21 protein-coding genes are annotated in these 23357 nt (G+C 49.1%); 20 read left to right on the plus strand and 1 reads right to left on the minus strand.

Going from position 1 to position 23357, the window contains the following annotated elements:
- Positions 1-296: 296 nt before the first annotated feature.
- From QMA35_RS16430 to QMA35_RS16460, 7 genes are all read left to right on the plus strand, one after another.
- Positions 297-1361: a hypothetical protein gene (locus tag QMA35_RS16430; protein ID WP_281648238.1), complete on the plus strand. Its 1065-nt coding sequence runs from the start codon at positions 297-299 to the stop codon at positions 1359-1361.
- Positions 1362-1391: 30 nt separating this feature from the next.
- Positions 1392-1997 (plus strand): hypothetical protein, encoded by a 606-nt coding sequence (locus QMA35_RS16435; protein ID WP_281648239.1) that lies wholly within the window; start codon positions 1392-1394, stop codon positions 1995-1997.
- A gap of 312 nt (positions 1998-2309) precedes the next feature.
- Entirely contained in the window at positions 2310-3767 is a 1458-nt protein-coding gene (locus tag QMA35_RS16440) for a sigma-54 dependent transcriptional regulator (protein ID WP_281648240.1), read from the plus strand.
- A gap of 61 nt (positions 3768-3828) precedes the next feature.
- Entirely contained in the window at positions 3829-4182 is a 354-nt protein-coding gene (fliO, locus tag QMA35_RS16445; protein ID WP_281648241.1) for a flagellar biosynthetic protein FliO, read from the plus strand.
- 418 nt (positions 4183-4600) lie between these two features.
- Positions 4601-5413, plus strand: coding sequence for a P-loop NTPase (locus QMA35_RS16450; RefSeq protein ID WP_281648242.1), 813 nt, complete (start codon positions 4601-4603; stop codon positions 5411-5413).
- 2 nt (positions 5414-5415) lie between these two features.
- Complete coding sequence (locus QMA35_RS16455) at positions 5416-6153, plus strand: RNA polymerase sigma factor FliA (RefSeq protein WP_281648243.1); 738 nt, start codon at positions 5416-5418, stop codon at positions 6151-6153.
- Positions 6154-6232: 79 nt separating this feature from the next.
- Positions 6233-6709 (plus strand): rhodanese-like domain-containing protein, encoded by a 477-nt coding sequence (locus QMA35_RS16460; protein WP_281648244.1) that lies wholly within the window; start codon positions 6233-6235, stop codon positions 6707-6709.
- Positions 6710-6720: 11 nt separating this feature from the next.
- On the opposite strand, the gene QMA35_RS16465 is transcribed toward QMA35_RS16460, so the two are convergent.
- Positions 6721-8331 (minus strand): heparin lyase I family protein, encoded by a 1611-nt coding sequence (locus QMA35_RS16465; protein ID WP_281648245.1) that lies wholly within the window; start codon positions 8329-8331, stop codon positions 6721-6723.
- Between the two features lie 160 nt (positions 8332-8491).
- On the opposite strand from QMA35_RS16465, the gene ccmA reads away from it, so the two are divergent.
- The 13 genes from ccmA to QMA35_RS16530 form a co-directional block, all read left to right on the plus strand.
- Positions 8492-9127, plus strand: coding sequence for a cytochrome c biogenesis heme-transporting ATPase CcmA (gene ccmA, locus QMA35_RS16470; RefSeq protein WP_281648246.1), 636 nt, complete (start codon positions 8492-8494; stop codon positions 9125-9127).
- Positions 9124-9801 carry a heme exporter protein CcmB gene (ccmB, locus tag QMA35_RS16475; RefSeq protein WP_281648247.1) on the plus strand — a complete coding sequence of 226 codons (678 nt, stop codon included), beginning with the start codon at positions 9124-9126 and terminating at the stop codon, positions 9799-9801. Before ccmA ends, ccmB begins: the two co-directional genes overlap by 4 nt.
- 163 nt (positions 9802-9964) lie before the next feature.
- Complete coding sequence (locus QMA35_RS16480) at positions 9965-10684, plus strand: heme ABC transporter permease (RefSeq protein WP_281648248.1); 720 nt, start codon at positions 9965-9967, stop codon at positions 10682-10684.
- Positions 10685-10888 (plus strand): heme exporter protein CcmD, encoded by a 204-nt coding sequence (gene ccmD / locus QMA35_RS16485; RefSeq protein WP_281648249.1) that lies wholly within the window; start codon positions 10685-10687, stop codon positions 10886-10888.
- On the plus strand, positions 10888-11355 hold the full coding sequence (gene ccmE / locus QMA35_RS16490; RefSeq protein WP_281648250.1) for a cytochrome c maturation protein CcmE: 468 nt from the start codon (positions 10888-10890) through the stop codon (positions 11353-11355). The genes ccmD and ccmE overlap by 1 nt, the downstream gene beginning before the upstream one ends.
- Positions 11356-11357: 2 nt before the next feature.
- Positions 11358-13346: a heme lyase CcmF/NrfE family subunit gene (locus QMA35_RS16495; RefSeq protein ID WP_281648251.1), complete on the plus strand. Its 1989-nt coding sequence runs from the start codon at positions 11358-11360 to the stop codon at positions 13344-13346.
- A gap of 12 nt (positions 13347-13358) precedes the next feature.
- The gene (locus QMA35_RS16500) at positions 13359-13895 is read left to right on the plus strand and encodes a DsbE family thiol:disulfide interchange protein (protein ID WP_281648252.1); all 537 of its coding nucleotides are present in this window, start codon (positions 13359-13361) and stop codon (positions 13893-13895) included.
- Complete coding sequence (locus QMA35_RS16505; RefSeq protein ID WP_281648253.1) at positions 13892-14404, plus strand: cytochrome c-type biogenesis protein; 513 nt, start codon at positions 13892-13894, stop codon at positions 14402-14404. Before QMA35_RS16500 ends, QMA35_RS16505 begins: the two co-directional genes overlap by 4 nt.
- Positions 14401-15615 (plus strand): c-type cytochrome biogenesis protein CcmI, encoded by a 1215-nt coding sequence (gene ccmI, locus QMA35_RS16510; RefSeq protein WP_281648254.1) that lies wholly within the window; start codon positions 14401-14403, stop codon positions 15613-15615. Before QMA35_RS16505 ends, ccmI begins: the two co-directional genes overlap by 4 nt.
- A 263-nt stretch (positions 15616-15878) precedes the next feature.
- Positions 15879-19376, plus strand: a complete 3498-nt coding sequence (gene smc / locus QMA35_RS16515; protein WP_281648255.1) for a chromosome segregation protein SMC — start codon at positions 15879-15881, stop codon at positions 19374-19376.
- 156 nt (positions 19377-19532) lie between these two features.
- Positions 19533-20786 (plus strand): cell division protein ZipA, encoded by a 1254-nt coding sequence (gene zipA, locus QMA35_RS16520; protein ID WP_281648256.1) that lies wholly within the window; start codon positions 19533-19535, stop codon positions 20784-20786.
- 80 nt (positions 20787-20866) lie between these two features.
- Entirely contained in the window at positions 20867-22930 is a 2064-nt protein-coding gene (gene ligA / locus QMA35_RS16525; protein ID WP_281648257.1) for an NAD-dependent DNA ligase LigA, read from the plus strand.
- A gap of 1 nt (position 22931) precedes the next feature.
- The coding region (locus tag QMA35_RS16530; RefSeq protein ID WP_281648258.1) for a hypothetical protein at positions 22932-23357 on the plus strand (426 nt) is incomplete at its 3' end.

Raw genomic sequence — 23357 nt, forward strand, 5'->3', positions numbered from 1 at the left:
GGGAGTCACTTGGAGTCGTGATGACCGATTTGATTTCTCAGCAGGCTATGAGCGTAATTGGAGAAGCGGTTATCACTCTGACTCAGTGTATGCCAGGGTCGATTACAGTTTCTAAGTTTCCCTCTCTCGTTTGATCAAGAGCGGCTTCGGTCGCTCTTTACTCTTGATCTGATCAGAAAGGAATGAAAGTTATGCCTTCACAGCAGCGCTGGTCTTTCTGGGCAGTTCTTTTGATTAGCATTTTTAATGTGCAGTTCGCTAAAGCCAATAACCCTCTGCGGGTCGATGTAGAAAAGTTGGATTATCTTGAATCCATAACTGGTAGATCGGGGCAAAATGCAGCAATTATTTTAGCCAACAGTACGTACAGCATTTGGTCGCCCCTTACTAATAACTGCTGGATGATTCTATTTCCTATTCCCTGCAAATTTACAAACAATGGGAAAATTTATTCAGGAAATGCTATTTCTGCTTTGGCTGTGGAATCGGAATCATCCTGGGATATTGTTAATCAACAAAGCGGCATTATCTCAACCTCAGAAGGAGCAGAGAAAAGTGCCGTCGCTTTGCAACTTCTTTCTGGCGTTGGTGTAGTGATTCTTAAGAATTTGGGGCAGATATCAGCAAAGCCAAATAATGGGACTGCTATCCGGGTTTATGAGCGGGAGCCCTATTATGAAAGCATCCCTATGGGATTTCGCTGGGCGAACGCCGGACTTATTGAAGGCCGCGTGGCGTTTGATGTGGGGTCGAAAGGCCGTTTTAAACTAACAAATACAGGCAATATTTACGGCGATATCTTGGTGTTGGATGATCAGGATCGGGATTTTGTTCATTTAGAAGGGAATGCCCGCTTTATTGGTAACCTGCTGGGGGTAGAAGAACTGTCAATTAACAGTGCAGGAACCCCAGAAAAGAAGACTCCTGATAATGAAATTCACTGGAGTGGCAGTGTGGAACTCTCCTCGTTTCACCCTCGACCTTCTGTCAATGTTTCTGCGGAAACAGCGCTGGTGACATCGGGTATTAACATGATAAATGGTGATTTGGTTTTCGGTGAAGATGTTAAGCTGAAAATAGAAGTGAATGATAACCACATAGCAGATGCATCAGTTCCGGTTATCCGGTCGTCGGGCTGGGTAGATTTTAAAGGGCATGCTCATTTTTATCTGGATTTGGGAAATGTGGATATCCCTGAGAAAAAAGAGATTCAGATAATTGCTGTGAAAGAGATGAATCTCGAAATTTTGAATATCTCTTTTTACAATGATGAAAGATTCAAAGTAGATATTGTTCGTCTTACAGGAAGTACGCTCGTTGTATCCGTTCAGAAAAAACAACCGGCTCACGATGAAATCTAAGGTACAGATGTTCTCAAAGGGAGTTGAGGGATGAAAAAGGTGCTCGTCATCCTGCTCGTGCTTATCGGAGCGGTGATTGTTGCTCCCTATATTCTGGCGCTCGGAGAAGATGGTGAGAATGAGCTAGAGGCTTATGAGCAAGAATATCTGGATGAGTGGGATGATAGTTACATTGATGAAGAAGAAGTCGATCTTGATCAAACATGGGACGATATGGATGAAGTTCAAAGCGTCGAAGAAGATATAAATTACGCCCCTTACAGCGAAAGTCCGGATGACTTGAATGCTGATTCAGCAGAAGGGGGAGGTGATGAGGCATCAAAGCGTAAGAAGGATAAAAAAAATAAACCTGACGATAACAATGAATCCGGTGAAAAAAACAATGCAGAGTATCAGCAGGATCTTTATGACGATGACATGGACAGCTACAGTGAATTCACCGACGAATACGAAGAGAATGAAGAAGAGTACGAGTATGAGTACGAGTATGAGTACGAGTATGAGTACGAGTATGAGTACGAGTATGAGTACGAGGAAGAAGAGCCTCTGGAAGAATATGGGCTAGAAGACGAAGAGGGATACCTGGAAGATTATGATGGGGAATATGATGAAACAGATGAAGGGTATTATCAGTAAAGTCGCTTAAAGCCTGTCATGGTTCTGTAATACAGTGTCTGTAAATTAAGGTTTGTTGTCAGTTATGACACAAAAGTTGTTTTGACAGTTTCTGCTTTTATTCAACCGCCATTCCCCCGGCGGTTTTTTTTGTCTGAAATCAGTAAATTGCCTTCTTTTCAGAGAAGCTCTGGCTAGGGTTTGACGAACTAAAAGCTTATGCCTTAACTGGTAAGTAATACGTCTGTTACAGACGTTTTCGTCTTCTCCGATCTCTTCTCGTGCAGCTGTTTGACCCGAAAGAGTGATTGCTAAACACGGATGGTTGGCAATATGGGTGATTCAAGCCGTATTCTGGTGATTGAGGATGATCAACATCAGAGACAGCAACTTCGTACAATACTCGAATTCCTTGGGCACGACATCGTGCTCTCCGGGGCCGGCGGTTGGGAAACCCGCATAACGATCGCACCAGAAGATTGTCTGGCAGTGATCGTTGGGCGTTCTCCCCGCACTCTCGATATCCTGAAACAATTGAACCGACACTGCCCAGCGCTGCCCATTCTTATTAATGGAGCATTCAGTCGCGTTGGGTTACAGGGAAGTTTGCGCCGTCAGGTTGTCGGTGAGTTGGAACACCCTCTCACTTACAGTCAGATTGTTGATGCGTTACATCTGGTGCAGGTTTACAGAATTCACTGTCGCCAAGGGCAGATTTTGGCTGGGCATCATGATGCTCAACTGTTCCGGAATCTTGTTGGAAACAGCAGAGCCATTCGTCAGGTGCGTGCCTTGATGGCCCAGGTTATGGACAAAGATGTGAACGTCCTTATCACTGGTGAGTCAGGTACAGGAAAAGAAGTTGTGGCTTGCAATCTCCACGAAAATTCTAATCGTAAAGATGAGCCATTTGTTCCTGTTAATTGCGGTGCTATTCCTCCGGACTTACTGGAAAGTGAACTGTTTGGTCATGAGAAAGGTGCTTTCACCGGTGCTATCGCAACCCGTAAAGGCCGTTTTGAGCTGGCTGAGGGCGGCACGCTGTTCCTCGATGAAATTGGTGATATGCCCCTTTCCATGCAGGTGAAATTGTTGAGAGTCTTGCAGGAAAAGAAATACGAACGGGTTGGCGGTACAGCGTCTATCGACGCGGATGTTCGAATTATTGCAGCAACCCACAGTGATTTGGAAAAAATGGTGGCGGAAGGGAAATTCCGTGAAGACTTGTATTACCGTTTGAACGTTTTCCCTATCGAGACACCATCCCTGCGTCAGCGTTCAGAAGATGTTCCGCTGATCCTTAATGATCTGATTAACCGGATGGAGCGTGAGCAGCGTGGCTCTGTACGTTTCAGCTCAGCTGCTATCTTGTCTCTCTGTCGTTATGAGTGGCCTGGAAATGTTCGGGAGCTGGCGAACCTGGTGGAACGTCTGGCCATTATGTACCCCATGGGGGTGATTGGTCTGGAAGAGCTGCCTGGGCGTTTCCGCAAAGCGACCAGTGAGGCGGCTCAGGAATCCGGTGTTGCGGAAATGTTTCCGACCACTATCCAACCTTCTGGCATGGGTGGACTGGATGAGCTGGCAGTGTTGCCGGTCAATGGCCTGAACCTGAAAGAGTTTCTTTCAGACCTTGAACGTAAGCTGATCCGTCAGGCATTGGACGACTGCAGTAATGTTGTTGCCCGTGCCGCAGATAAGCTTCAGGTCCGCCGGACTACTCTGGTGGAAAAAATGCGCAAGTATGGTCTGAACCGCTATGAGCAGGCAGATAACACCTCTTCTCCTTAAGTGCCTTTTGATTTTCGGTTCTTCTCTCGCCTTGGGAGGAGAGCCGGAGACCACTTCCCAGATGGCTGAACAGGTCTCTTCATCTGATCCTGATGCCGAGCTTGGCATGCTGGATCTGTTGAAAATGCTGTTTACCTTTGTTTTTGTTATCTGCCTTCTGTTTGGGCTGGCCTGGTGGGTTAAGCGCTGGCGGCCAGAGTTGGCTCCCGGACAGGTGGGGTTAAAGACCAAGGCCGTGCTCTCTTTGGGAGGACGGGATCGCGTGGTGGTGGTTCAGGCTGGTGAGCGTGAATTACTTCTGGGGGTCTCTTCTGGTCGGATTACTCTGTTGGGAGATTACGACAAGTTATTGCCCGATCCAGACGTTAAACCTCATAACGCGCAAAAGTTTCGTGATCTTCTGAAGCGCACCTGATTTCTCCCTGTAAAATCCTTTCCTATAAAGTTTGCAGTGCGGTTGTTGTGTTGCGCTGTAATCTTGTATTTCCCCTGTCGTCTTTCTGAAAAAAACGTCTCCCTCACTTGCATCCTTATCTGTTTTTGACAGACATCTGACGTTTTTTTAATGCTGGAAAATCTCTGTTCGGCAGGAATCTGGCGACACCAGTTTGACATGTCAAAAAACAGAGAAAATTGCAGGGGGATTGTATTCATATGAGCGACACTGGTTATCTTTGGTTCCATTATTTTTACTTGTAAAACAGTTGTTTATGGTTTTTTTGTGAAATCTCCAATAAAAATGCAAGTTGGCACGGTCACTGCAGTACATAAATATGCGCGCCAAGGATGGCGCAAAGATCCAACAATAGAGCGGACCGTAAAGGACTATGGATGTGAAACCCGCAAGAGTAATTGCTATTGCCAGTGGAAAGGGAGGCTCAGGGAAGAGTTTTCTGACTCTGAATCTGGCTGAGGCACTGTCCCGAATGGGTCGCAGAGTCGTTATCCTGGATGCTGATTTTGGCCTTGCCAATATTGAACTGCTGACAGGAGTTCAGCCGGAAAAATCGGTTGCCGATGTGTTGGCTGGTAGGTGTGATATTACCGAAACCCTGATTGAAGGTCCTGGTGGTGTTCGGATTATTCCTGGAAGTCGAAGCGAACCTGATATGGCAGCACTCTGTCATGGTCGCCTTTCTGGGTTGATTAATGCCATTGATGTTCTGGCCGGTGATATTGATTACCTGCTTATAGATACAGCCGGTGGTCTGTCAGCCAATGACCTGCAACTGATTCAGGCTGCCGGTGAACTACTGGTGGTGATGACTCCCGACCCATTGTCTCAGGCAGATACTGCTGACTATATAAAAGCATTGCGGGGGCACTGTGGTATTCAGCAGTTCGGCGTACTTACCAACATGACCCGCCGGCAGCGTGAAGGTCATACCCTTGTTGAAACTCTTCAGCAACGCCTGGACTTTGAGCAGGATCTTGTTCTTCGCCACTGTGGACAGGTGCCGTTTGATCAGGATGTGGCGAAATGTTGTCAGAGTTTTCAGACCATTCTGGAAACCCGCCCAGAGTCCCGTACTGCCAGAGCATTACAAATGTTGGCGGAAACCTTGGATCGTCGACGTATCAGCAGTCCGGTTGCTGGTGGTATGACCTTTTTCCTTGAACAGACTGTTAATGCAGGGGGCATGTAAGCATGGAAGCACTTGTTCACAATGCCAGTGATAAGGGTGAAAGTAATCGCAAGCATCTTTATCAGGTCGAAATGGTTGAAAAGCATGCCAATCTGGTCAAAAGGATTGCGCGACACTTGTCTGCCAGAATGCCTGCCAGTGTTCAGGTTGATGATTTGGTTCAGGCCGGAATGGTTGGTTTACTGGAAGCGGCAGGGAAATACGATGCAGAAAAAGGTGCAAGCTTTGAAACCTTTGCCGGTATTCGTATCCGTGGCGCCATGTTAGATGAGATTCGCCGTGGTGACTGGGGGCCTCGTTCTGTTTACAGAAACTCCCGTCGGGTCAATGAAGCGGTGAAAATTGTTGAAGCCCGTGTTGGCAGAGATGCCCGCGATGCAGAAGTGGCTGCAGAGTTGGATGTATCCCTCGATGATTACTTCAACATGGTTAAGGATCTGAAAGGCTGCCGGTTGTTCAGTTTTGAAGATATGTTTGACAGCGAAGAGTCCCGCTTCCAGCGTCCGGGTGATGGTTGTACTCCCGATGCGGATTTATATGATGAGAAATTTCGAAATGCTCTTATGGGAGCTATAAAATCTTTGCCAGAAAGAGAGCAGCTGGTACTTACCCTGTACTACGATAAAGAACTGAACCTGAAAGAAATTGGCAAACTACTGGGAGTTAGTGAATCCCGGGTCAGTCAGATTCACAGTCAGGCAGCATTACGGTTGCGTGGACGCCTGCAAAACTGGAAATGACTATCGGTTTTCAGGTGTTTACAGCCCAGATGCTAGTAATGAAGTTCTGAAAGTCGTGACATGTAACAGGGAGGTTGCAATGTCGTACAGAAATACCTGGATGGTGTTTGGCGTGCTTGTTTCGTGGTTTGGTTTCGCAAATATTGTTAATGCCAAAGAAGCCCCTGAATCTATAAATGGTGCAGATACCATTACCACGACACAGGCCCAGGAGCTCTTTCGCAGTGGTGCAACATTCATAGATGTTCGTACCCGCCAGAAATGGCAATGGGGGCACATTCAGGGGGCGCATCATTTTGATCTGCGCTCTACCTTTGGCTTGCTCAGGCACCCTGGTTTTATCAAGAAAGATCACCCTGTAGTGATCTACAGTAATGGCCCACATACTATGCGCGGCGCGTTAGCCAGCTATATGGCAACATCATGGGGGTATGAGAATGTTTATTTCTATCGGGATGGTTACTTTTCCTGGCTGGCAACCGACCTTCCAATAAACATCGCCCCCCAAAGCAGCGCTCTGGAAGCAGCTATTATGCAGTCTGCTCCCAGAAGATGAGTTGAATTTCGTTACTTCTGCTCAATAATCACAGTTGCTTCACGCATCCGGCTTCCGTAATAACCAGCCCAGTATTCGCTGTCCTGGCCGCTGTCACTGAAACGGATGTACTTGGGGAGTCGTTTGTAGTTCCTAAATACGTGGGTTTCTGTGACCCATTTCTGATCTCCACCCCACTTACAGGGACCTTTAACAACCTTGGGGCCGGTTGTCCATCGATCGATAACCTGCCGATTTCCATCCAGCAGTGTGGCAGTAAGGCTGTATCTATCGTTGCCACAATAGGTGCGGTTAAACTGCTGTCCGACAAGAATGCGGGGAACTGATTTGCTTTTTCCCCGGTTGCTTTCAAAGAAGCGGCCGATATCAATCTCCTGATACCGGGATACGTTGTAATAGGGTGTGGCAAAAAAGCCTGTTGCCGCGCCGCCGTACCCCCATTTCACCCTGTTGTGAAGATAAGGGCTGCCTGAACGACTGCGTCGGCTATCGCTTTTCCAAGTGTTTTCATAGCGGCCATAGTTGTTTGGATTTTTTATCAGATTGACGTTGTAACCGATCATGTTGTGTCTGAAGGCAATACCTTTGTAAGAAACCTCAATTGGGTCGTTGCCTTTCTCTAGCTCAGCTCCCAGAGTGAAGTAGGGGCCAATGTTGTCATTTCGGCCAACGTCGCCTTTCCAAAGGGCAACGGACTTGCGGTTGATAAACCAAAAAACTTTTCCAGGAATTGGGCGAATGCCATCATATTTCGACCATACAGCTCTCACAGTCATGGACGTCCATTCATCCCGCTTCAATACTTGATCCGCTTTGACTTTATGAATCAGGGTAACCTTGCTTTTCCCTTGACACTTTCTCGAATCGCCAATGGATGTTTTACGCAGATCTTTAAAATCGCAATTCTGCTCAAGAGTTAAGGGACCAGAGTCGGAGCGGGCAATTAAAGCAAGGAAACCGTCTCGTACCTCCAGAGTCATCGGGTCGAAAGCGGTTGTCTCAAAAGCTGCACCTTTCTGGATAAGAGATATATAATCACCTCCTTCTTTCAGCCTGACGCTACCTTGATATTTTCCGGCCAGTATATGGCGATCACTATCGGGAGTCCCTTTCCATCGAGCAAGTATCAGATGTTCATCGTCGGAAGGAACCTGATCAAGGCGGACTTTAAAGCGATAGTTATTCAACGTACCGGTCTGGGCTCTGCCGGTGCAATGTCTGTAAATCAGTTCACGGTCTCTAATAAATTGCAGTTTCCGGTCATAATAACCTTCGAACTGGTTGTGTTCCTCTGAGCCGATAAAACAGCTGCTCAGCCAGCCTTCTTCGCCACTGCCGTCGATCTGAATGTTGACCTGATCGTTGCCCGCATCGATTTCTGCAACGGTCATTTTCCCGAAAGCTTGACCATCGTTAACAGGCACCATCTGCCGACTTACCCGGCAGCTTGGGTCGGCGTACTCTGAACCGATAAACAGGCGTTGCTCAATCTCTCCACGGGGGCTCTCAAGATCAGAGCGGCAAACTACCGTGCCTGGTTTTTGATGCGATGATGGAATGGCGGCTGCCTGAGTATTTATGGCAAGAAGCGCACCGAAGGAAATGAATAACGTCCGGATCATAGACCTTTACCTGTGTTGGCCATCTGTTACCGGACGTATCGGCTTTAAAGAACGTTTTCTTAGAGAGGCTGTTTCCCTAAAAACAACTGCAGAAATCATAGTAGATTAGTTTCAACCGTAATATAGTAGCGCTGGTTTTTATCTGGTCTGGAATATCGGTTTGTCTCAGCTTCCCTTCCTGTCTGTCTCCGGGCTCACATGTGAACGCGATGAACGCATCCTTTTTGAATCCTTGGATTTCACTCTTTCGGTGGGTGAGATTCTTCAAGTTTCCGGCCCAAATGGGGCGGGTAAAACAACCCTTATGAGGGTGATCGCCGGGCTGTCTCTGGATTTTCGTGGACAGATCAACTGGTGTAATCAGCCCGTTGAAGATGATCGACCAGGTTTTCAATCTTCTCTCCTTTATATGGGGCATCAGCCCGGTGTGAAATCCACTATGACCCCGGAAGAAAACCTGCAGTGGGCCATGGGGTTGCACCGCTCACTGACTCGAGAGGAAATCTGGGGAGCACTGGAGAAAGTAAAGCTTCGTGGCTACGAAGACGTGCCCTGTTACCAGCTTTCCGCCGGCCAGAATCGTCGTGTGGCGCTGGCCCGGTTGTTTCTAGCCAAGCAGAAACTCTGGATTCTTGATGAACCGTTTACCGCCATAGACAAGCTGGGGGTGGCCGAGCTTGAGCAGACTCTGGTGGATCATGCGAGCAGTGGTGGGTTAGTGATGATGACAACACACCATGAGATGAATGTGGATTACTCTGGTTTTCGCCAATTGGTGTTGGGAGAAAAGCAATGAGTGTCTCCCAGGGCGTGATGGTTGTTTTAAGGCGGGATTTACATCTGGCGTTTCGCAACAGGGGTGATCTTATTAACCCCCTGATTTTCTTTATGCTGGTGGCAACCTTATTTCCTCTTGGCGTGGGGCCTGACCCGGATACCCTTCTGGTGATGGGGGGAGGGGTAATTTGGGTGTCCGCGTTGTTGGCCAACCTTCTGGCAATGGACAGCCTGTTCCGTTCCGATTTTGAAGATGGTTCCCTTGAACAACTCATGCTGGGGCCACAGCCGCTGTGGATGATTGCTATGGCGAAGGTCATCAGTCACTGGCTGGTGACTGGTTTGCCTTTAACGCTACTCTCACCAGTACTTGCCATCATGTTTGGTTTGCCTGTTACAGCGCTGCCTGCGATCGTTGCCACGCTTTTGTTGGGAACGCCTTTGCTAAGCCTTATTGGGGCTATCGGAGCAGGCTTGACTGTTGGGCTGCGCAAAGGGGGTATTTTACTTTCCCTGCTGACCCTTCCTCTCTATATTCCAGTATTGATTATTGGCACTGGAGGAATTGATGCTGCAGTCAGTGAAATGGTCTGGAGTGGCCACTTGATGTGGCAGGGGGTATTGCTGGTATTGGGTGTTACATTTGCGCCACTGGCTATATCTGCCTCGCTAAGAGTAAGTATTAGTGGGTAATTGTTAGTAGTTGAATATTTATTGATCAGCATCAACTAACTGAAAAAGTTTGTGGCGCTTCTGGATATACCAGTATGGACTCAAAGCGCCAAAACCTTAGAATAGCGACAAATACTTAAAGGGGTGGCTCAGTCTGGCTATGAAGTGGACCTTTTTCCATCGAATGTCATCGCCAAAATGGTTTTATGATTTCAGCGGTAAATGCCTGCCTTGGGTAGGGGTTCTTGCTCTGGGATGTATTGCCACTGGCTTGACCTGGGGACTTCTGTTTACCCCTCCCGATTATCTTCAGGGAAACAGTTACCGGATTATATTCCTGCATGTGCCATCAGCTTCTCTGGCGATGACGGTTTATGTTGGCTTGGCAATCACTGCCGGTATTGGTTACATCTGGAAAATTAAACTGGCGGATATGGCAGTGAGCTGTCTTGCTCCTATCGGTGCATCGTTCTGTGCTTTGGCTTTAATTACCGGTTCGATCTGGGGAAAGCCAACATGGGGCACCTGGTGGGTATGGGATGCCCGCTTAACCTCAATGCTAATTCTGTTATTCCTGTATCTGGGGCTGGTTGCCCTTCGTGAAGCCTTTGACAGTAAAGAAACGGCTTCCCGGGCTTGCGCGATTCTGGCTATGGTTGGTCTGGTGAATATTCCCATCATTAAGTTTTCTGTGGATTGGTGGAATACTCTGCATCAAGGTGCAACCATCAAGATGACAGAAAGGCCTTCCATGGCTCTGGAAATGCTGGTGCCACTGCTTGTTTCTATCGCAGGTTTTTATTTGTTTTGCCTTTTCGTTTTTCTGCTCAGGTTGAGAGCTGAAATAATCAGCCGTGAACAGAGAACATCCTGGGTCCGTAGTTTGCTGGGGGCGAAGTCCTGAATGTATTTCGACAGTATTTATGAACTGCTGACCATGGGCGGCCATGGTCCTTATGTATGGGCAGCCTATGGGATTGGTCTCAGTGTTCTGGTGTGGAATCTGTTTACGCCTATCTTTCAGGGGCGTAAAACAGCGGATGCAATTCGTCGCAATGCTCGCAGAGAGCAGCTGCGTCATGAACAATTACAACGTGAGGGACGCTAATGAAAGCGGTACGTAAACAGCGTCTGATGCTGCTTCTTTTTATTGCCTGTGGGGTTGCGATTGCCAGTGGTCTGGCTCTGACAGCATTGCAGGAAAATATTAACCTCTATTTCTCTCCTGCGCAGATGCAGGCTGGTGAAGCACCTGCTGGTAGCCGCATTCGTGGCGGCGGCTTGGTTGTGCCAGGTTCGGTAAAACGTGCCGACGACAGCCTGAAGGTTAGCTTCCAGATTACCGATGGTGGTGGCATTGTGACTGTTCATTTTGATGGGATTCTTCCCGACTTGTTCCGTGAAGGGCAGGGCATCGTAGCCACCGGCAAGCTGGACGAAAAAGGTGAATTTCACGCTGATGAGGTGCTTGCCAAGCATGATGAGAACTATATGCCCCCTGAAGTTCAAGATGCCATCGACAAGGTTCATAAGCCGGGAAAGACTTATGAAAGTGCTCCGGATGCGGAGAAATAACCATGATTCCTGAACTTGGGCAGTTATCCCTGATTCTGTCACTTTGCTTGGCGGTATTGTTGGGGATTTTGCCGCTGGCCGGAAGCTTTACTGGTCAGCGCAGTTGGCAGGCTTTGGCTCGCCCTCTGGCAGCCGGGCAGTTTGTTTTTATGTTGTTGGCGTTTCTGGTGCTGGTGCAGGCATTTGTCGCTGACGACTTTTCTGTCTCTTATGTGGCCAATAACTCTAATAGTCAGTTGCCGACTGTTTATAAAGTCAGTGCCGTATGGGGTGGCCATGAAGGCTCATTGCTGCTTTGGGCACTGATTCTCTGTGGCTGGACCTTGGCTGTTGCGATATTTTCACGCGGGCTTCCCTTGATTGTTCTGGCACGCGTGTTGTCCGTTATGGGGTTAGTAAGTATTGGTTTTCAGTTGTTTACATTGCTGACTTCTAATCCTTTTACTCGCATCCTGCCTTATGCACCACCCGATGGTGGTGATCTGAACCCTCTGTTGCAGGATTTTGGTCTGATAGTGCATCCACCCATGCTGTATATGGGGTACGTAGGTTTTGCAGTTGCCTTTGCTTTTGCTATTGCCGCGTTGCTGGGTGGGCGACTTGATGCTGCCTGGGCTCGTTGGAGTCGGCCATGGACTGTAATTTCCTGGGTGTTCCTGACCGCGGGTATTGCCTTGGGCAGCTGGTGGGCTTACTACGAATTAGGCTGGGGTGGCTGGTGGTTTTGGGACCCGGTTGAAAACGCATCCTTTATGCCGTGGCTTGTAGGTACTGCGCTGATACACTCTCTGGCAGTTTCTGAAAAGCGTGGTTTGTTCAAGAGTTGGACAGTTTTGCTGGCCATAAGTGCGTTCTCTCTCAGTTTGCTGGGCACCTTCCTGGTTCGTTCCGGGGTATTGACCTCTGTGCACGCCTTTGCTTCTGACCCTGCCCGTGGCGCATTTATTCTGGCGTTCCTGATTGTTGTGGTTGGCAGTTCTTTGCTGCTGTTTGCGCTTCGAGCGCCAGTAGTGAAAAGTAAGAGTGGCTTCTCAATGCTGTCTCTCGAAACCCTCTTGCTGATTAACAATATTATTCTGGTCAGCGCTTGCTCCATGGTTCTTCTTGGTACTTTGTACCCTCTGGCAATTGATGCTTTGGGTATGGGTAAAATTTCCGTTGGCCCTCCATTCTTTAACGCTTCGTTTATTCCCATGTCTCTGTTGCTGGCATTGGCTCTTGGCGTTGGCGTGGTCGCTCGCTGGAAAGATAATACAGCCGGTTATTTGATGCAGCAGTTGCGCTGGTCTGCGATGGCCGCTCTGGCTCTTGGCCTGGTGGTGGCTTTTGTTGATGGTGACTCCTTTGAAGTACGTACCTTTGTTGTGATGTCACTGGTGTTCTGGGTTGTCCTCGCCTCCCTGAAAGCCATTCTGAACCGCTGCCGAAACAAGAACTCTCTGCTTGAAGGGCTGAAGTCTGTATCCCGCAGTGTTTGGGGAATGCATCTGGCACATACTGGTTTGGCTGTATCCATGGTCGGTGTTCTGATGGTATCCATGGACAGTGTCGAAAAAGATCTGCGTATGGAACCTGGCGATGCTGTCACTCTGGGTAGCTATGAATTTCGCTTCGATGGTGTGAAAAAGGTTCGGGGTCCGAACTACATCTCTGACTACGGAACACTGAGAGTCTTCAGTGATGGGCATGAAATCGCGGTTATGCATCCTGAGAAGCGTAACTATAACGTGCGTGGCTCAATGATGACCGATGCAGCTATTGATCCGGGGTTATTCCGGGATCTGTACGCCGCGTTGGGTGAGGATCTTGGTAACGGTGCCTGGGCTGTACGGGTACAGATAAAGGCATTTGTTCGCTGGATCTGGCTGGGGGCAATTCTTATGTCTCTGGGTGGTGTGCTGGCCGCTCTGGACAAACGTTACCGTGTGCCTGTACGTCGTCGTAAGACTGCGAAGACAGCACTATCAACACAAGAAATGATAACCAGTTAACTCGGTGTGTGAATGAGACGCGTATTACTGCTTTTACCATTGCTGGGGCTGCTTGGACTGGGTGTACTGTTCTTCCGTGGGCTATCGCTGGATGACTCTGTTCCTTCAGCATTAGTGTCCAAGCCATTTCCGGAATTTTCTCTCCCTGTACTTGAGAAGTCTGGGGAGTCCATGACTCAGGACTCTTTAAAAGGCCAGGTGTCTTTGGTGAATGTCTGGGGTACCTGGTGCCCGACCTGCTATGCCGAACACCCTTATCTTATGGAACTGTCTGAAAAGGGCATAGTGATCTTTGGTATGAATTACAAAGATCAGGATGATAAAGCCCTCGCTTGGCTGGATGAGCTTGGTAACCCTTATGCAGCCAATTTTGTTGATGCTGATGGGCGGTTGGGTATTGATCTGGGAGTGCGCGGCGCTCCAGAAACTTTCCTGGTCGACAAGTTTGGTGTGATTCGCTACAAGCATGAAGGCGATATAAATGCCCGTGTCTGGAATGATGTTTTTGAACCATTTCTCGCTGAACTGAAAAAAGAGGGGCAACTATGAGTAAACGTGCTTCCTCCTGGATAGTGCTGGTTGCGGCATCACTGTTTTCTGCCATGACTTTTGCCGCTATCGACACTTTTACCTTTGACGATGAGGCGACTCAAGAACGCTATAAAGTTCTAGTTAAAGAGTTGCGTTGCCCGAAATGCGATGGTCAGAGTATCGGTGATTCTAACGCGCCTATTGCCAACGATTTGCGTCGCCTGATTTTTAAGCAGCTTGAAAGTGGGGCTACCGATAGGCAGGTTGTTGATTTTATGGTGGATCGTTACGGGGAGTTTGTTCTTTATCGCCCCAAAACCACCGGTAAAACCCAGTGGCTCTGGTATGGGCCAATTGCTTTTGGTGTTGTTGGTTTCTTGGTTCTTGTCACGGTTGTTGTGCGTTCTCGTCGGCAAAAACAGTCGGGTGAACTGGTTGATGATATTGATGAAGAAAAGTTGATACAGGTTCGTCGGATGCTGGATGGTGATAATCAAACGGCTAATAAATCAGGGAGGCAGTCATGAGTGAAACTGTAACTCTGTTCTGGGTTGGCGCTGCTGTTCTTATTATTCTGGCGCTGATGTTTGTCTGTCTGCCGTTGATGCACTTTCGCCGGAACCCGGTTCCGGCCGATGAGCTCGATCAGGAACAGGTTAACCTGAAACTGCGCCAGGATCAGTTGGCAGACCTGAAAGCACGGCTTTCCGCCGGACAGCTTAATCAGGATGAATTTAATACCCAAAAGTCTGAGCTGGAAAGAAGCCTTCTGGCAGATCTGGATGGCTTGCAGGAAGATCAGCAAAGCAGCCGGGGTAGCCTGGTGACTCCGCTGGTACTTGCCGCATTTATACCATTTCTTGCCATTGGACTTTATTTTCGGTTGGGTGCCAGTGATCAGTTGCGTCAGACCGCGGCACTGGAAGAGCTTTCTAAAGCCCATAATTCTGCTGAAGGTTTGGCAGGCATGGAGCGGATTATTGAAGAGTGGCCAGAAGATTTTCAGACTCGTTTTGTTCTGGCTGGGTTTTATATGTCTTCCGGGCGTTTCGAAGATGCCGCCACGCATTACGGTGTGATCGTGAAGCAGACCGGGGGGCAGCAGGCTGAGCCTTTGGCACAGCAGGCGCAGGCTTTGTATATGGCAAATGACAGCCAGATGACGCCAAGAGTTGATCTGCTGATCAGGCAGGCTCTGAATGTTGAGCCGGAGAACACTACTGCTCTTGGCCTTGCTGGCATTTCTTCCTTTGAGTCTGGGGATTTCCCGGAAGCGATCAAGGCTTGGAAAACTTTGCTTGGGTTAACCTCTGATCCGGCCGCCCGTGAAGCCCTGGCTGCCGGTGTTGCCCGAGCCCAGAGAGAAATGGGTATCGAGCCTGAGCACCAGGCCGCTGATGCCAGGGTGTCTCTGAAGGTGAATATATCCCTGGATGAGGCGCTGGCGGACATTCCCGAGACTGCGCAGATATTCCTGTATGCCCGCAGTGTTGGTTCTCCTATGCCTCTGGTGATACTGCCACTGACTGTTGCCGATTTGCCGGGAACCTTTGAGTTGGGGGATGCCCAAGCCATGATGGCTGGTGTGACCCTGACTAATCAGCAAAGGGTTGATGTGGTGGTGAGGGTTTCCTTAACCGGCAATGTTATGCAGCCAGATTACGAGGTTAAGGCCGAAAATGTCGAGGTGGGTTCTGGTTCACTGACAAATCTGGTTGTAGCCCCCGGAGAAGCCTGAGGTGTTTTCGAGAGCTCTTTATGTTTTTTGAAACACGCAGTTACCGGAGGGAGTTGCATTTCGGAAGCCACACCTGTTTTAATGTGAGACGTAGCTTTACAATACCCTGAACTATTGGCTGCACCTCCCTTTCGGATTGTTATTGATTTTCGAGGGGGATTGCCCTGTCTTCCGGTACAGGAGAATGTCGGGGCGCCACGGAGTCGGCGCTGACAGCCAGCATATTCATGACTGTCATGATAACAGGATAAAATAAGGACCCGATGCGTCTTAAATGTATCAAACTGGCCGGATTCAAATCGTTTGTGGATCCGACAACAGTCTTTTTTCCCAGCAACATGTGTGGTGTTGTTGGCCCCAACGGCTGCGGCAAGTCTAATATCATAGACGCCGTACGCTGGGTAATGGGTGAATCTTCTGCAAAAAACCTTCGTGGCGAATCCATTACCGACGTAATTTTCAAAGGCTCCAACTCTCGTAAGCCATCAAGTTATGCTCAGGTCGAACTGGTTTTCGATAATAATGAAGGACGCATTACCGGTGAATACGCCGCCTTTAATGAAATTTCCATCAAACGTCGGCTGACTAGTGATTCCTCAAATACTTACTTCTTGAACGGTAGTAAATGTCGCCGGAAAGATATTATGGATATCTTTCTGGGAACGGGTCTTGGCCCCCGCAGTTATTCCATTATCAGCCAGGGCATAGTTTCCAACCTTATTGAATCAAAGCCCGAAGAATTGAGGGTTTTTATTGAAGAAGCTGCGGGTATTTCCCGATATAAGGAACGCCGCAGGGAAACCGAAAACAGAATTCGTCGCACCAATGAAAACCTTGAACGACTGACTGACCTTCGGGAGGAGCTGGAGCGCCAACTCTCCCATTTGAAACGTCAGGCCGAAGCGGCGGCTCGTTATAAAGAATACAAACAGGATGAGCGCCTGAAAAAAGCCCAGCTTCACGCTCTGCGCTGGCAGACTGTGAATGAAGGTGCGGAATCCCAAGGTTTTGCCATTCGTGAATTTGAAATTCAGTTGGAAGCTGCGATTGCCAAACAGCGTTCCAGTGATGCGGATATAGAAAAACTCCGCCAGCAACAGATAGAACTGGGTGATACATTCCAGGTAGTTCAAGGGCGCTTTTATTCTACAGGTAATGAAATTACCCGCCTGGAACAGACGATTACCCATAAGCGCGAACGTGCCGGTCAGTTGTCCCGAGATTTATCCGAAGCGGAGCAGGCCTTTCAGGAAAACCGGCAGCACCTTGAATCAGACAAACAAATGCTGGCTGATCTTGATGAAGAACTACAGGGTATTGAGCCTGAGCTGGAACTGGCTGCTGCTGGTGAAGAGGAGCAGGCTGAAGCCCTTGAAACGGCTGAGCAGGCCATGCACAGCTGGCAGCAGAATTGGGATGCGTTTAACCAGCAATCCAGTGAGCCCCGTCGTGTAGCCGAAGTTGAGCAGTCCCGTATTCAGCATCTGGAGCTGGCCCTTGACCGCATGAGCGAGCGTCTGGTTCGCCAGAAAGAAGAATTGTCTGGATTGCAGGGTGCCGGTTTTGATAAGGAACTCGAACCCTTACGGGAAGAAGTGGCCGAACTGGAATTTCAGGCTGAAGAGCTTCAGGGGCGCAGAGATACACTACAGGACGATATTCGTGAGCAGCGCCAGCATCTTACCAACCTTGAGCAGGAACGTTCTGCTTGTAGTCGACTGTTAAATGAATCCCGAGGTCGCCGCGCTTCTCTGGAAGCTTTGCAGCAGGCAGCGCTGGATCAGGGGGAAGGCGGTTTACGCTGGTTGCAACAGAAAGGTTTAGCGGATCAACCAAGACTGGCGGAACAGTTGCAGGTCTCCGAAGGGTGGGAATCCGCCGTGGAAACAGTACTGGGTGACACTCTTCAGGCTGTTTGTGTGGATGGTTTTGATGATATCGCTGCCGGTTTGAGTGAGCTGGAACAGGCCAATCTGACATTCTTAAGTGGTGACCATGCCACCGCCCAGCAACCTCCGGGACAACTGCCCTGGCTGGGAAATTATGCCAATGGTACTGGCGATCTCATGGTTGGTATTTATGCTGCAGAATCTTTGGATCAGGCAATGGCTATTCGTCATAGTCTGGCACCGGGCGAGTCGGTCATTACTCGTGATGGTATCTGGTTAGGGCACGAATGGCTGCGAGTGGCCAAAGAAACAGATGCCAATGCCGGAGTGCTGGCTCGCCAGCAGGAACTGGAACAGCTGGTTTACGACCTCGAAGCATTGGCTGAAAAAGAAGAAAATCTGCGTATTGCTCTGGAAGAAGGTCGGGATACTGTTGAGCGTATCGAATCTGAACGGGAAGAGAGTCAGCGACAACTTACAGCACTTGCTTCCCGTCAGAGTGAACTCAAGGCTGACCTTGGAGCTCGGCAGGTGAAGCAAGAGCAGGAAGGGTTGCGTCGTAACCGCCTGTTAGAAGAAATTGCTGAAGCTGAAGAGCAAAGTCAAATAGAGCAGGAGAATCTGTCCGGCTCACGCTTACGGTTACAGGAAGCTCTGGATCGTATGGAAGAAGATGCCGAGCGCCGTGAAGAATTGCTTCTGGAGCGAGATGATGTTCGTTCCGCGCTGGATCGTATTCGCCAGATGGCCCGGCACAGTAAGGATACTGCTCACCAGTTGTCTATTCGCAAGCACACTTTAACCAGTCGTCGTGAATCCATGGTGCAAGGCATTGCCCGCCTTGAAACCCAGAGTGAAAGATACGAAGAACGCCTTACCCAGTTAAGACACTCCCTTGCCGACAGTGATGAACCGACAGATGATCTGCAGATGGAGCTGGAAGAATTACTCGACAGCCGTCTGGTGATTGAAGAAGAGATGAATGAATCCCGCCGACAGCTGGAAAACGTTGAGCATACCCTGCGGGATCATGAGCGTGGACGAACCAGCGCTGAGCAAGAAGCCCAGACTGTTCGTGAGCGTTTGGAAAAACTGCGTATTGACTGGCAAACCCTGCAAGTGCGCAGAGCAACATTGCAGGAACAATTGCAAGAAGACGGTTTCGATTTGCAGACCGTTCTTAGCAACCTTCCCGATGATGCAAAAGAATCTGTCTGGGAAGAGGATTTATCCCGCCTGGAAGCTAAAATCCAGCGCCTTGGGGCGATAAACCTCGCAGCGATTGAAGAGTATGATCAGCAGTCTGAACGGAAAAAATATCTGGACTCCCAGAATGAAGATCTGCAGAGTGCGCTGGAAACACTGGAAGGTGCAATCCGTCGTATAGATAGGGAAACCCGCAGTCGATTTAAGGCCACTTTCGATAAGGTCGATAGTGGTTTGCGGGAGTTGTTCCCAAGAGTGTTTGGCGGTGGTCAGGCTTATCTGGAGCTGACAGGAGATGATCTTCTGAATACGGGTGTCACTATTATGGCGCAACCACCAGGTAAGAAGAACAGTACCATTCATCTGCTGTCCGGTGGTGAAAAGGCTTTGACGGCGATTGCGCTGGTATTTGCCATCTTCCAGCTGAACCCCTCACCGTTCTGTATGCTGGATGAGGTGGATGCTCCGCTGGATGATGCCAACGTTGGCCGATATGCCCGTATGGTTGAAGAGATGTCTGCCAAGGTGCAGTTTATCTATATCTCCCATAATAAAATCGCCATGGAAGCTGCGAACCAGTTGATTGGTGTCACTATGCATGAGCCGGGTGTTTCGCGGCCGGTATCGGTCGATATCGAACAGGCTGCAGCCATGGCGGTGATGTAGGTTTAAGATAAGGAAGTGGCTCATTTGACCTGAGTCACTCCGACAAAAATAGAGCGGTTTGAGAGGTTTTTTATAATCTTCAGACCGTGGTAGGTTTACAGTTAATAATTGAGTCATGGTTGGCTCATTGATGGAATATCAGGTTGGCATAGATCCATGGAGATGAATTTGCGCGACTGGCTGGTCATTATTGGCGTTCTGGTGGTGCTGGGTGTACTGGCAGACGGATTGCGTCGCATGTGGCTGGCCCGCCGAAAGGAAAATGAACTGAGCTTTGGTCTGGAAGACGTTCAGGGGCAGGGAGATGATTTCGGGAGCGAGTTACCTAACGGTGGAGCTCGTCTGAGAGAGCTGGATGATGAGTTTGCGTTAAACGACAACAGCCCAGTGCGAGCCGAACCTTTTATTTCAGAACCAGAGCCTGAGCTTAATCGTATTGAAGAGCCAGAGCTTGATCGTATTGAAGAGCCAGTGATGGTTGATATGGTTTCTGAACCTCGTGTTAGGGATGAAGCGAGATCTGCTAATCTTGAACCTGTCGCTGCTGGTATGCCAGAAAGCCATCAGCCTGCCCCCACTCGTCCAAAACGTCCTGCGCCAAAGTCTAGTGAATTAGAAATGGCTGCTAACCATGTTCTTCCTGGTCAGCAGGCTTTAGCTCTGGACGAGCCGGTTCCTGTGTTGATGGATATGGATGATTCCCATCTTCTGCAAGATGATTTCTCTCATTCCGTTGTTGAACCAGCCAGAACAGCACCGGAACGTATTCCGTCACGCCAGCCAGTGGGTGTGCCCACTTCTGCTGAGAAGCCTGAGCCAGTTCTTAGCGCGGAAAAACCAAAGAAACCAGAATCCCGTCGCAGGGTGAAAAGTCGTGAACCTATAGAGCTAGTTGCTGAACGGGATGTAGAACCACCGGCAGTTTCTGTACAGCAAGAGCATCACATCAGCTCTGCAGTCATGGAAGAAGTGCTGGTCATTAATGCTGTGGCTCCGGAGGGGCAACCATTCCCGGGTGACCAACTGTTGAAGATCTTCCAGGCGGAAGGTCTCCGGTTTGGTGATATGAATATTTTCCATCGCCATGTTCAGGAAGACGGCAGCGGGCAGATACTATTCAGTGTTGCTAACGGCGTTGAACCAGGAACTTTTGATCTGAAATCCATGGAACGATCATTCACTCCAGCGCTGAGCTTCTTTATGAGCTTGCCTGGGCCGGAACAACCTCATCAGGCATTCCGGATACTTGTGGAAGCTATTGATCACTTGTCCCGAGAGTTGGGTGGTATCTTGCGAGATGAACAACATAGCGTGCTGACTGCTCAAACCCTTGAGCACTACCGTCAACGAATCAGTGATTTTGAACGTCGTCAGTTGACACATCGGAATAAATCTACAGCGCGGGTATAACCCGCGCTTTTTCTATTTCTTTTCTAATTTTTCACGGCCTGATAACCTCAAGCTGTTGAGTTTTCTTTTCGGCAGTTGCCATGTCCATTGACCATCAAAGCCAAGCTACTCAAAAACAAACTATTCAAAACGAAATTGCCAGCCTGAGGGGTGAAATTCGTCTGCATAATCATCGTTATTATGTGTTGGATGACCCTTCTGTTCCTGATGCAGAATATGACCGCCTGCTCAACAGGTTAAAGGCTCTCGAAGCTGATAACCCTGAATTAGTGACAATTGATTCCCCAACGCAACGTGTGGGTGCCACGCCACTGGCCAGTTTTGGTCAGATTCGCCATGAGTTGCCCATGTTGTCACTGGATAATGCCTTTAGTGATGATGATATGGATGATTTTAACCGGCGTATCACCGACCGGTTAAAAGCGACAGAAGATATTGAGTTTGCCTGTGAGCCCAAGCTTGATGGTATTGCCGTCAGCCTGCTTTACGAAGAGGGCAAGCTGGTGCGGGGAGCAACCCGCGGTGATGGTACAACCGGTGAAGATATTACCCAGAATGTGCGCACCATTCCTTCTATACCATTAACACTTTTGGGAGAAGGCTGGCCAGTACGTCTCGAAGTGCGTGGTGAGATTTATATGCCCCGTGCTGGTTTTGAAAAGCTCAATGAAGAAGCCCGCAAAAAAGATGAGAAGACTTTTGTGAATCCCCGCAATGCTGCAGCGGGAAGTCTTCGTCAGCTGGATTCCCGTATCACCGCAACCCGACCTCTGGAAATGTGCTGTTACAGCGCAGGATTAGTGGAGGGCGGTGAGCTTCCGGATGTCCACGGTGAAACTCTGAAATGTTTCAAAGCGTGGGGTTTGAAAATTAATCCGGAAATGGAGATTGTTACAGGTATTTCTGCATGCATTGCCTACTACGGCAAACTTGCGGATAAGCGAGACAGTTTGCCTTACGAAATTGACGGCATTGTTTACAAGGTTAATAACTTTGCCTTACAGGAGCAGTTAGGGTTTGTTGCCCGCGCTCCCCGCTGGGCTATTGCCCGTAAGTTCCCAGCTCAGGAAGAGATGACGGAACTTGTTGATGTGGACTTTCAGGTTGGCCGAACGGGTGCCATTACTCCGGTTGCCCGTTTAAAGCCGGTATTTGTTGGTGGGGTGACGGTCAGTAATGCCACTCTGCACAATATGGATGAAGTGGAAAGATTAGGTGTTCATATCGGCGATGCGGTGATTATCCGCCGTGCCGGTGACGTGATTCCTCAGGTTGTGCGGGTTGTTGAAGAACGTCGACCGTCGTCTGCTAAAGAAATTGTGCTGCCAGAACAGTGTCCGATTTGTGAGTCGGAGATTGAGCGCAGTGAAGAGGAGGCTGTTGCCCGCTGTACCGGCGGATTGTTCTGCCAGGCTCAGCGTAAAGAAGCGATTAAACACTTCTCTTCCCGCAAGGCACTGGATATTGATGGCCTTGGCGACAAGCTGGTTGAACAGCTGGTTGATAAAGAGTTGATCAAAACCATTGCTGACCTGTTTCGTTTGACTGTTGAACAATTAGTGCGCCTTGAGCGTATGGGTGAGAAATCTGCCAGGAATCTTCTTGCTGCTCTGGAAACCAGTAAGAAGACAACACTGGCTCGTTTTATTTATTCATTGGGAATTCGGGAGGTGGGAGAAGCCACAGCAGCAAGTCTTGCTTCTCACTACGGTGACCTTCCTGCATTGCTGGAGGTTGATGAAGAAGCTCTGCAGGAAGTGGATGACGTCGGCCCGATTGTGGCCAAACATATTGCCCTGTTTTTCCGTCAGGCTCATAACCTTGAAGTGATTGAACAGCTTCGTGCGGTAGGTGTGGAATGGCCAGTTATTGAGGTCAATAAAGAAGCGGCTGCCAAGTTGCCTTTGGCTGGGCAGACTTGGGTCTTAACGGGAACCTTATCTTTGATGACTCGAGATCAGGGTAAGGCTTATCTACAGCAACTGGGTGCGAAAGTTTCTGGTTCCGTTTCTGCCAAGACCACCGGTTTGGTTGCCGGAGAAAAGGCAGGTTCCAAGCTGACCAAGGCCCAGGGGCTTGACGTGCCGGTTAAGGATGAACAGGCATTTTTGGGGATGCTCAAGGAATACGGAGTCGAACTGTAAAATGCGCAGCGCACGATTATTTCAGATTGTTGTTCTGGTGGCAGTAGCTCTTGGTCTTGTTGGTTGTGCATCAACAACGCCCCCAAGAAAACCTCATAATCTGTGCGCTGTTTTTAAAGAGAAGCCTTCCTGGCACCGAGCGGCTAAAAAAGCCAGCAAGCGCTGGGGTACACCGGTTCAGGTTATGATGGCAATCATGTACCAGGAATCCAGCTATCGTCATGATGTGCGGCCACCCCGGCCCTGGTTTTTGTTTATTCCCTTGCCTCGCAATAGTTCTGCTTATGGTTACGCCCAGGCTCAGGATGGAACCTGGGATATGTACCTGAGGGAGGTTGCCCCCTGGTTTGCCGACCGGGATGACTTTGAAGATGCTATCGACTTTATTGGCTGGTACACCTACAAATCCAGAGAGAAAAATGGTGTT

The sequence above is a fragment of the Parendozoicomonas sp. Alg238-R29 genome, from assembly GCF_947331445.1.
Taxonomy (GTDB): Bacteria; Pseudomonadota; Gammaproteobacteria; order Pseudomonadales; family Endozoicomonadaceae; genus Sansalvadorimonas.

Coding starts and splice junctions, on each gene's coding strand:
- ccmB (WP_281648247.1), top strand. CDS start 9,124: ATGAGTGTCTCCCAGGGCGTGATGGTTGTTTTAAGGCGGGATTTACAT.
- fliO (WP_281648241.1), top strand. CDS start 3,829: ATGGCTGAACAGGTCTCTTCATCTGATCCTGATGCCGAGCTTGGCATG.
- ccmD (WP_281648249.1), top strand. CDS start 10,685: ATGTATTTCGACAGTATTTATGAACTGCTGACCATGGGCGGCCATGGT.
- QMA35_RS16505 (WP_281648253.1), top strand. CDS start 13,892: ATGAGTAAACGTGCTTCCTCCTGGATAGTGCTGGTTGCGGCATCACTG.
- ccmE (WP_281648250.1), top strand. CDS start 10,888: ATGAAAGCGGTACGTAAACAGCGTCTGATGCTGCTTCTTTTTATTGCC.
- QMA35_RS16500 (WP_281648252.1), top strand. CDS start 13,359: ATGAGACGCGTATTACTGCTTTTACCATTGCTGGGGCTGCTTGGACTG.
- ccmI (WP_281648254.1), top strand. CDS start 14,401: ATGAGTGAAACTGTAACTCTGTTCTGGGTTGGCGCTGCTGTTCTTATT.
- QMA35_RS16435 (WP_281648239.1), top strand. CDS start 1,392: ATGAAAAAGGTGCTCGTCATCCTGCTCGTGCTTATCGGAGCGGTGATT.
- QMA35_RS16465 (WP_281648245.1), bottom strand. CDS start 8,331: ATGATCCGGACGTTATTCATTTCCTTCGGTGCGCTTCTTGCCATAAAT.
- QMA35_RS16460 (WP_281648244.1), top strand. CDS start 6,233: ATGTCGTACAGAAATACCTGGATGGTGTTTGGCGTGCTTGTTTCGTGG.
- QMA35_RS16455 (WP_281648243.1), top strand. CDS start 5,416: ATGGAAGCACTTGTTCACAATGCCAGTGATAAGGGTGAAAGTAATCGC.
- smc (WP_281648255.1), top strand. CDS start 15,879: ATGCGTCTTAAATGTATCAAACTGGCCGGATTCAAATCGTTTGTGGAT.
- QMA35_RS16440 (WP_281648240.1), top strand. CDS start 2,310: ATGGGTGATTCAAGCCGTATTCTGGTGATTGAGGATGATCAACATCAG.
- QMA35_RS16480 (WP_281648248.1), top strand. CDS start 9,965: ATGTCATCGCCAAAATGGTTTTATGATTTCAGCGGTAAATGCCTGCCT.
- QMA35_RS16495 (WP_281648251.1), top strand. CDS start 11,358: ATGATTCCTGAACTTGGGCAGTTATCCCTGATTCTGTCACTTTGCTTG.
- ligA (WP_281648257.1), top strand. CDS start 20,867: ATGTCCATTGACCATCAAAGCCAAGCTACTCAAAAACAAACTATTCAA.
- zipA (WP_281648256.1), top strand. CDS start 19,533: ATGGAGATGAATTTGCGCGACTGGCTGGTCATTATTGGCGTTCTGGTG.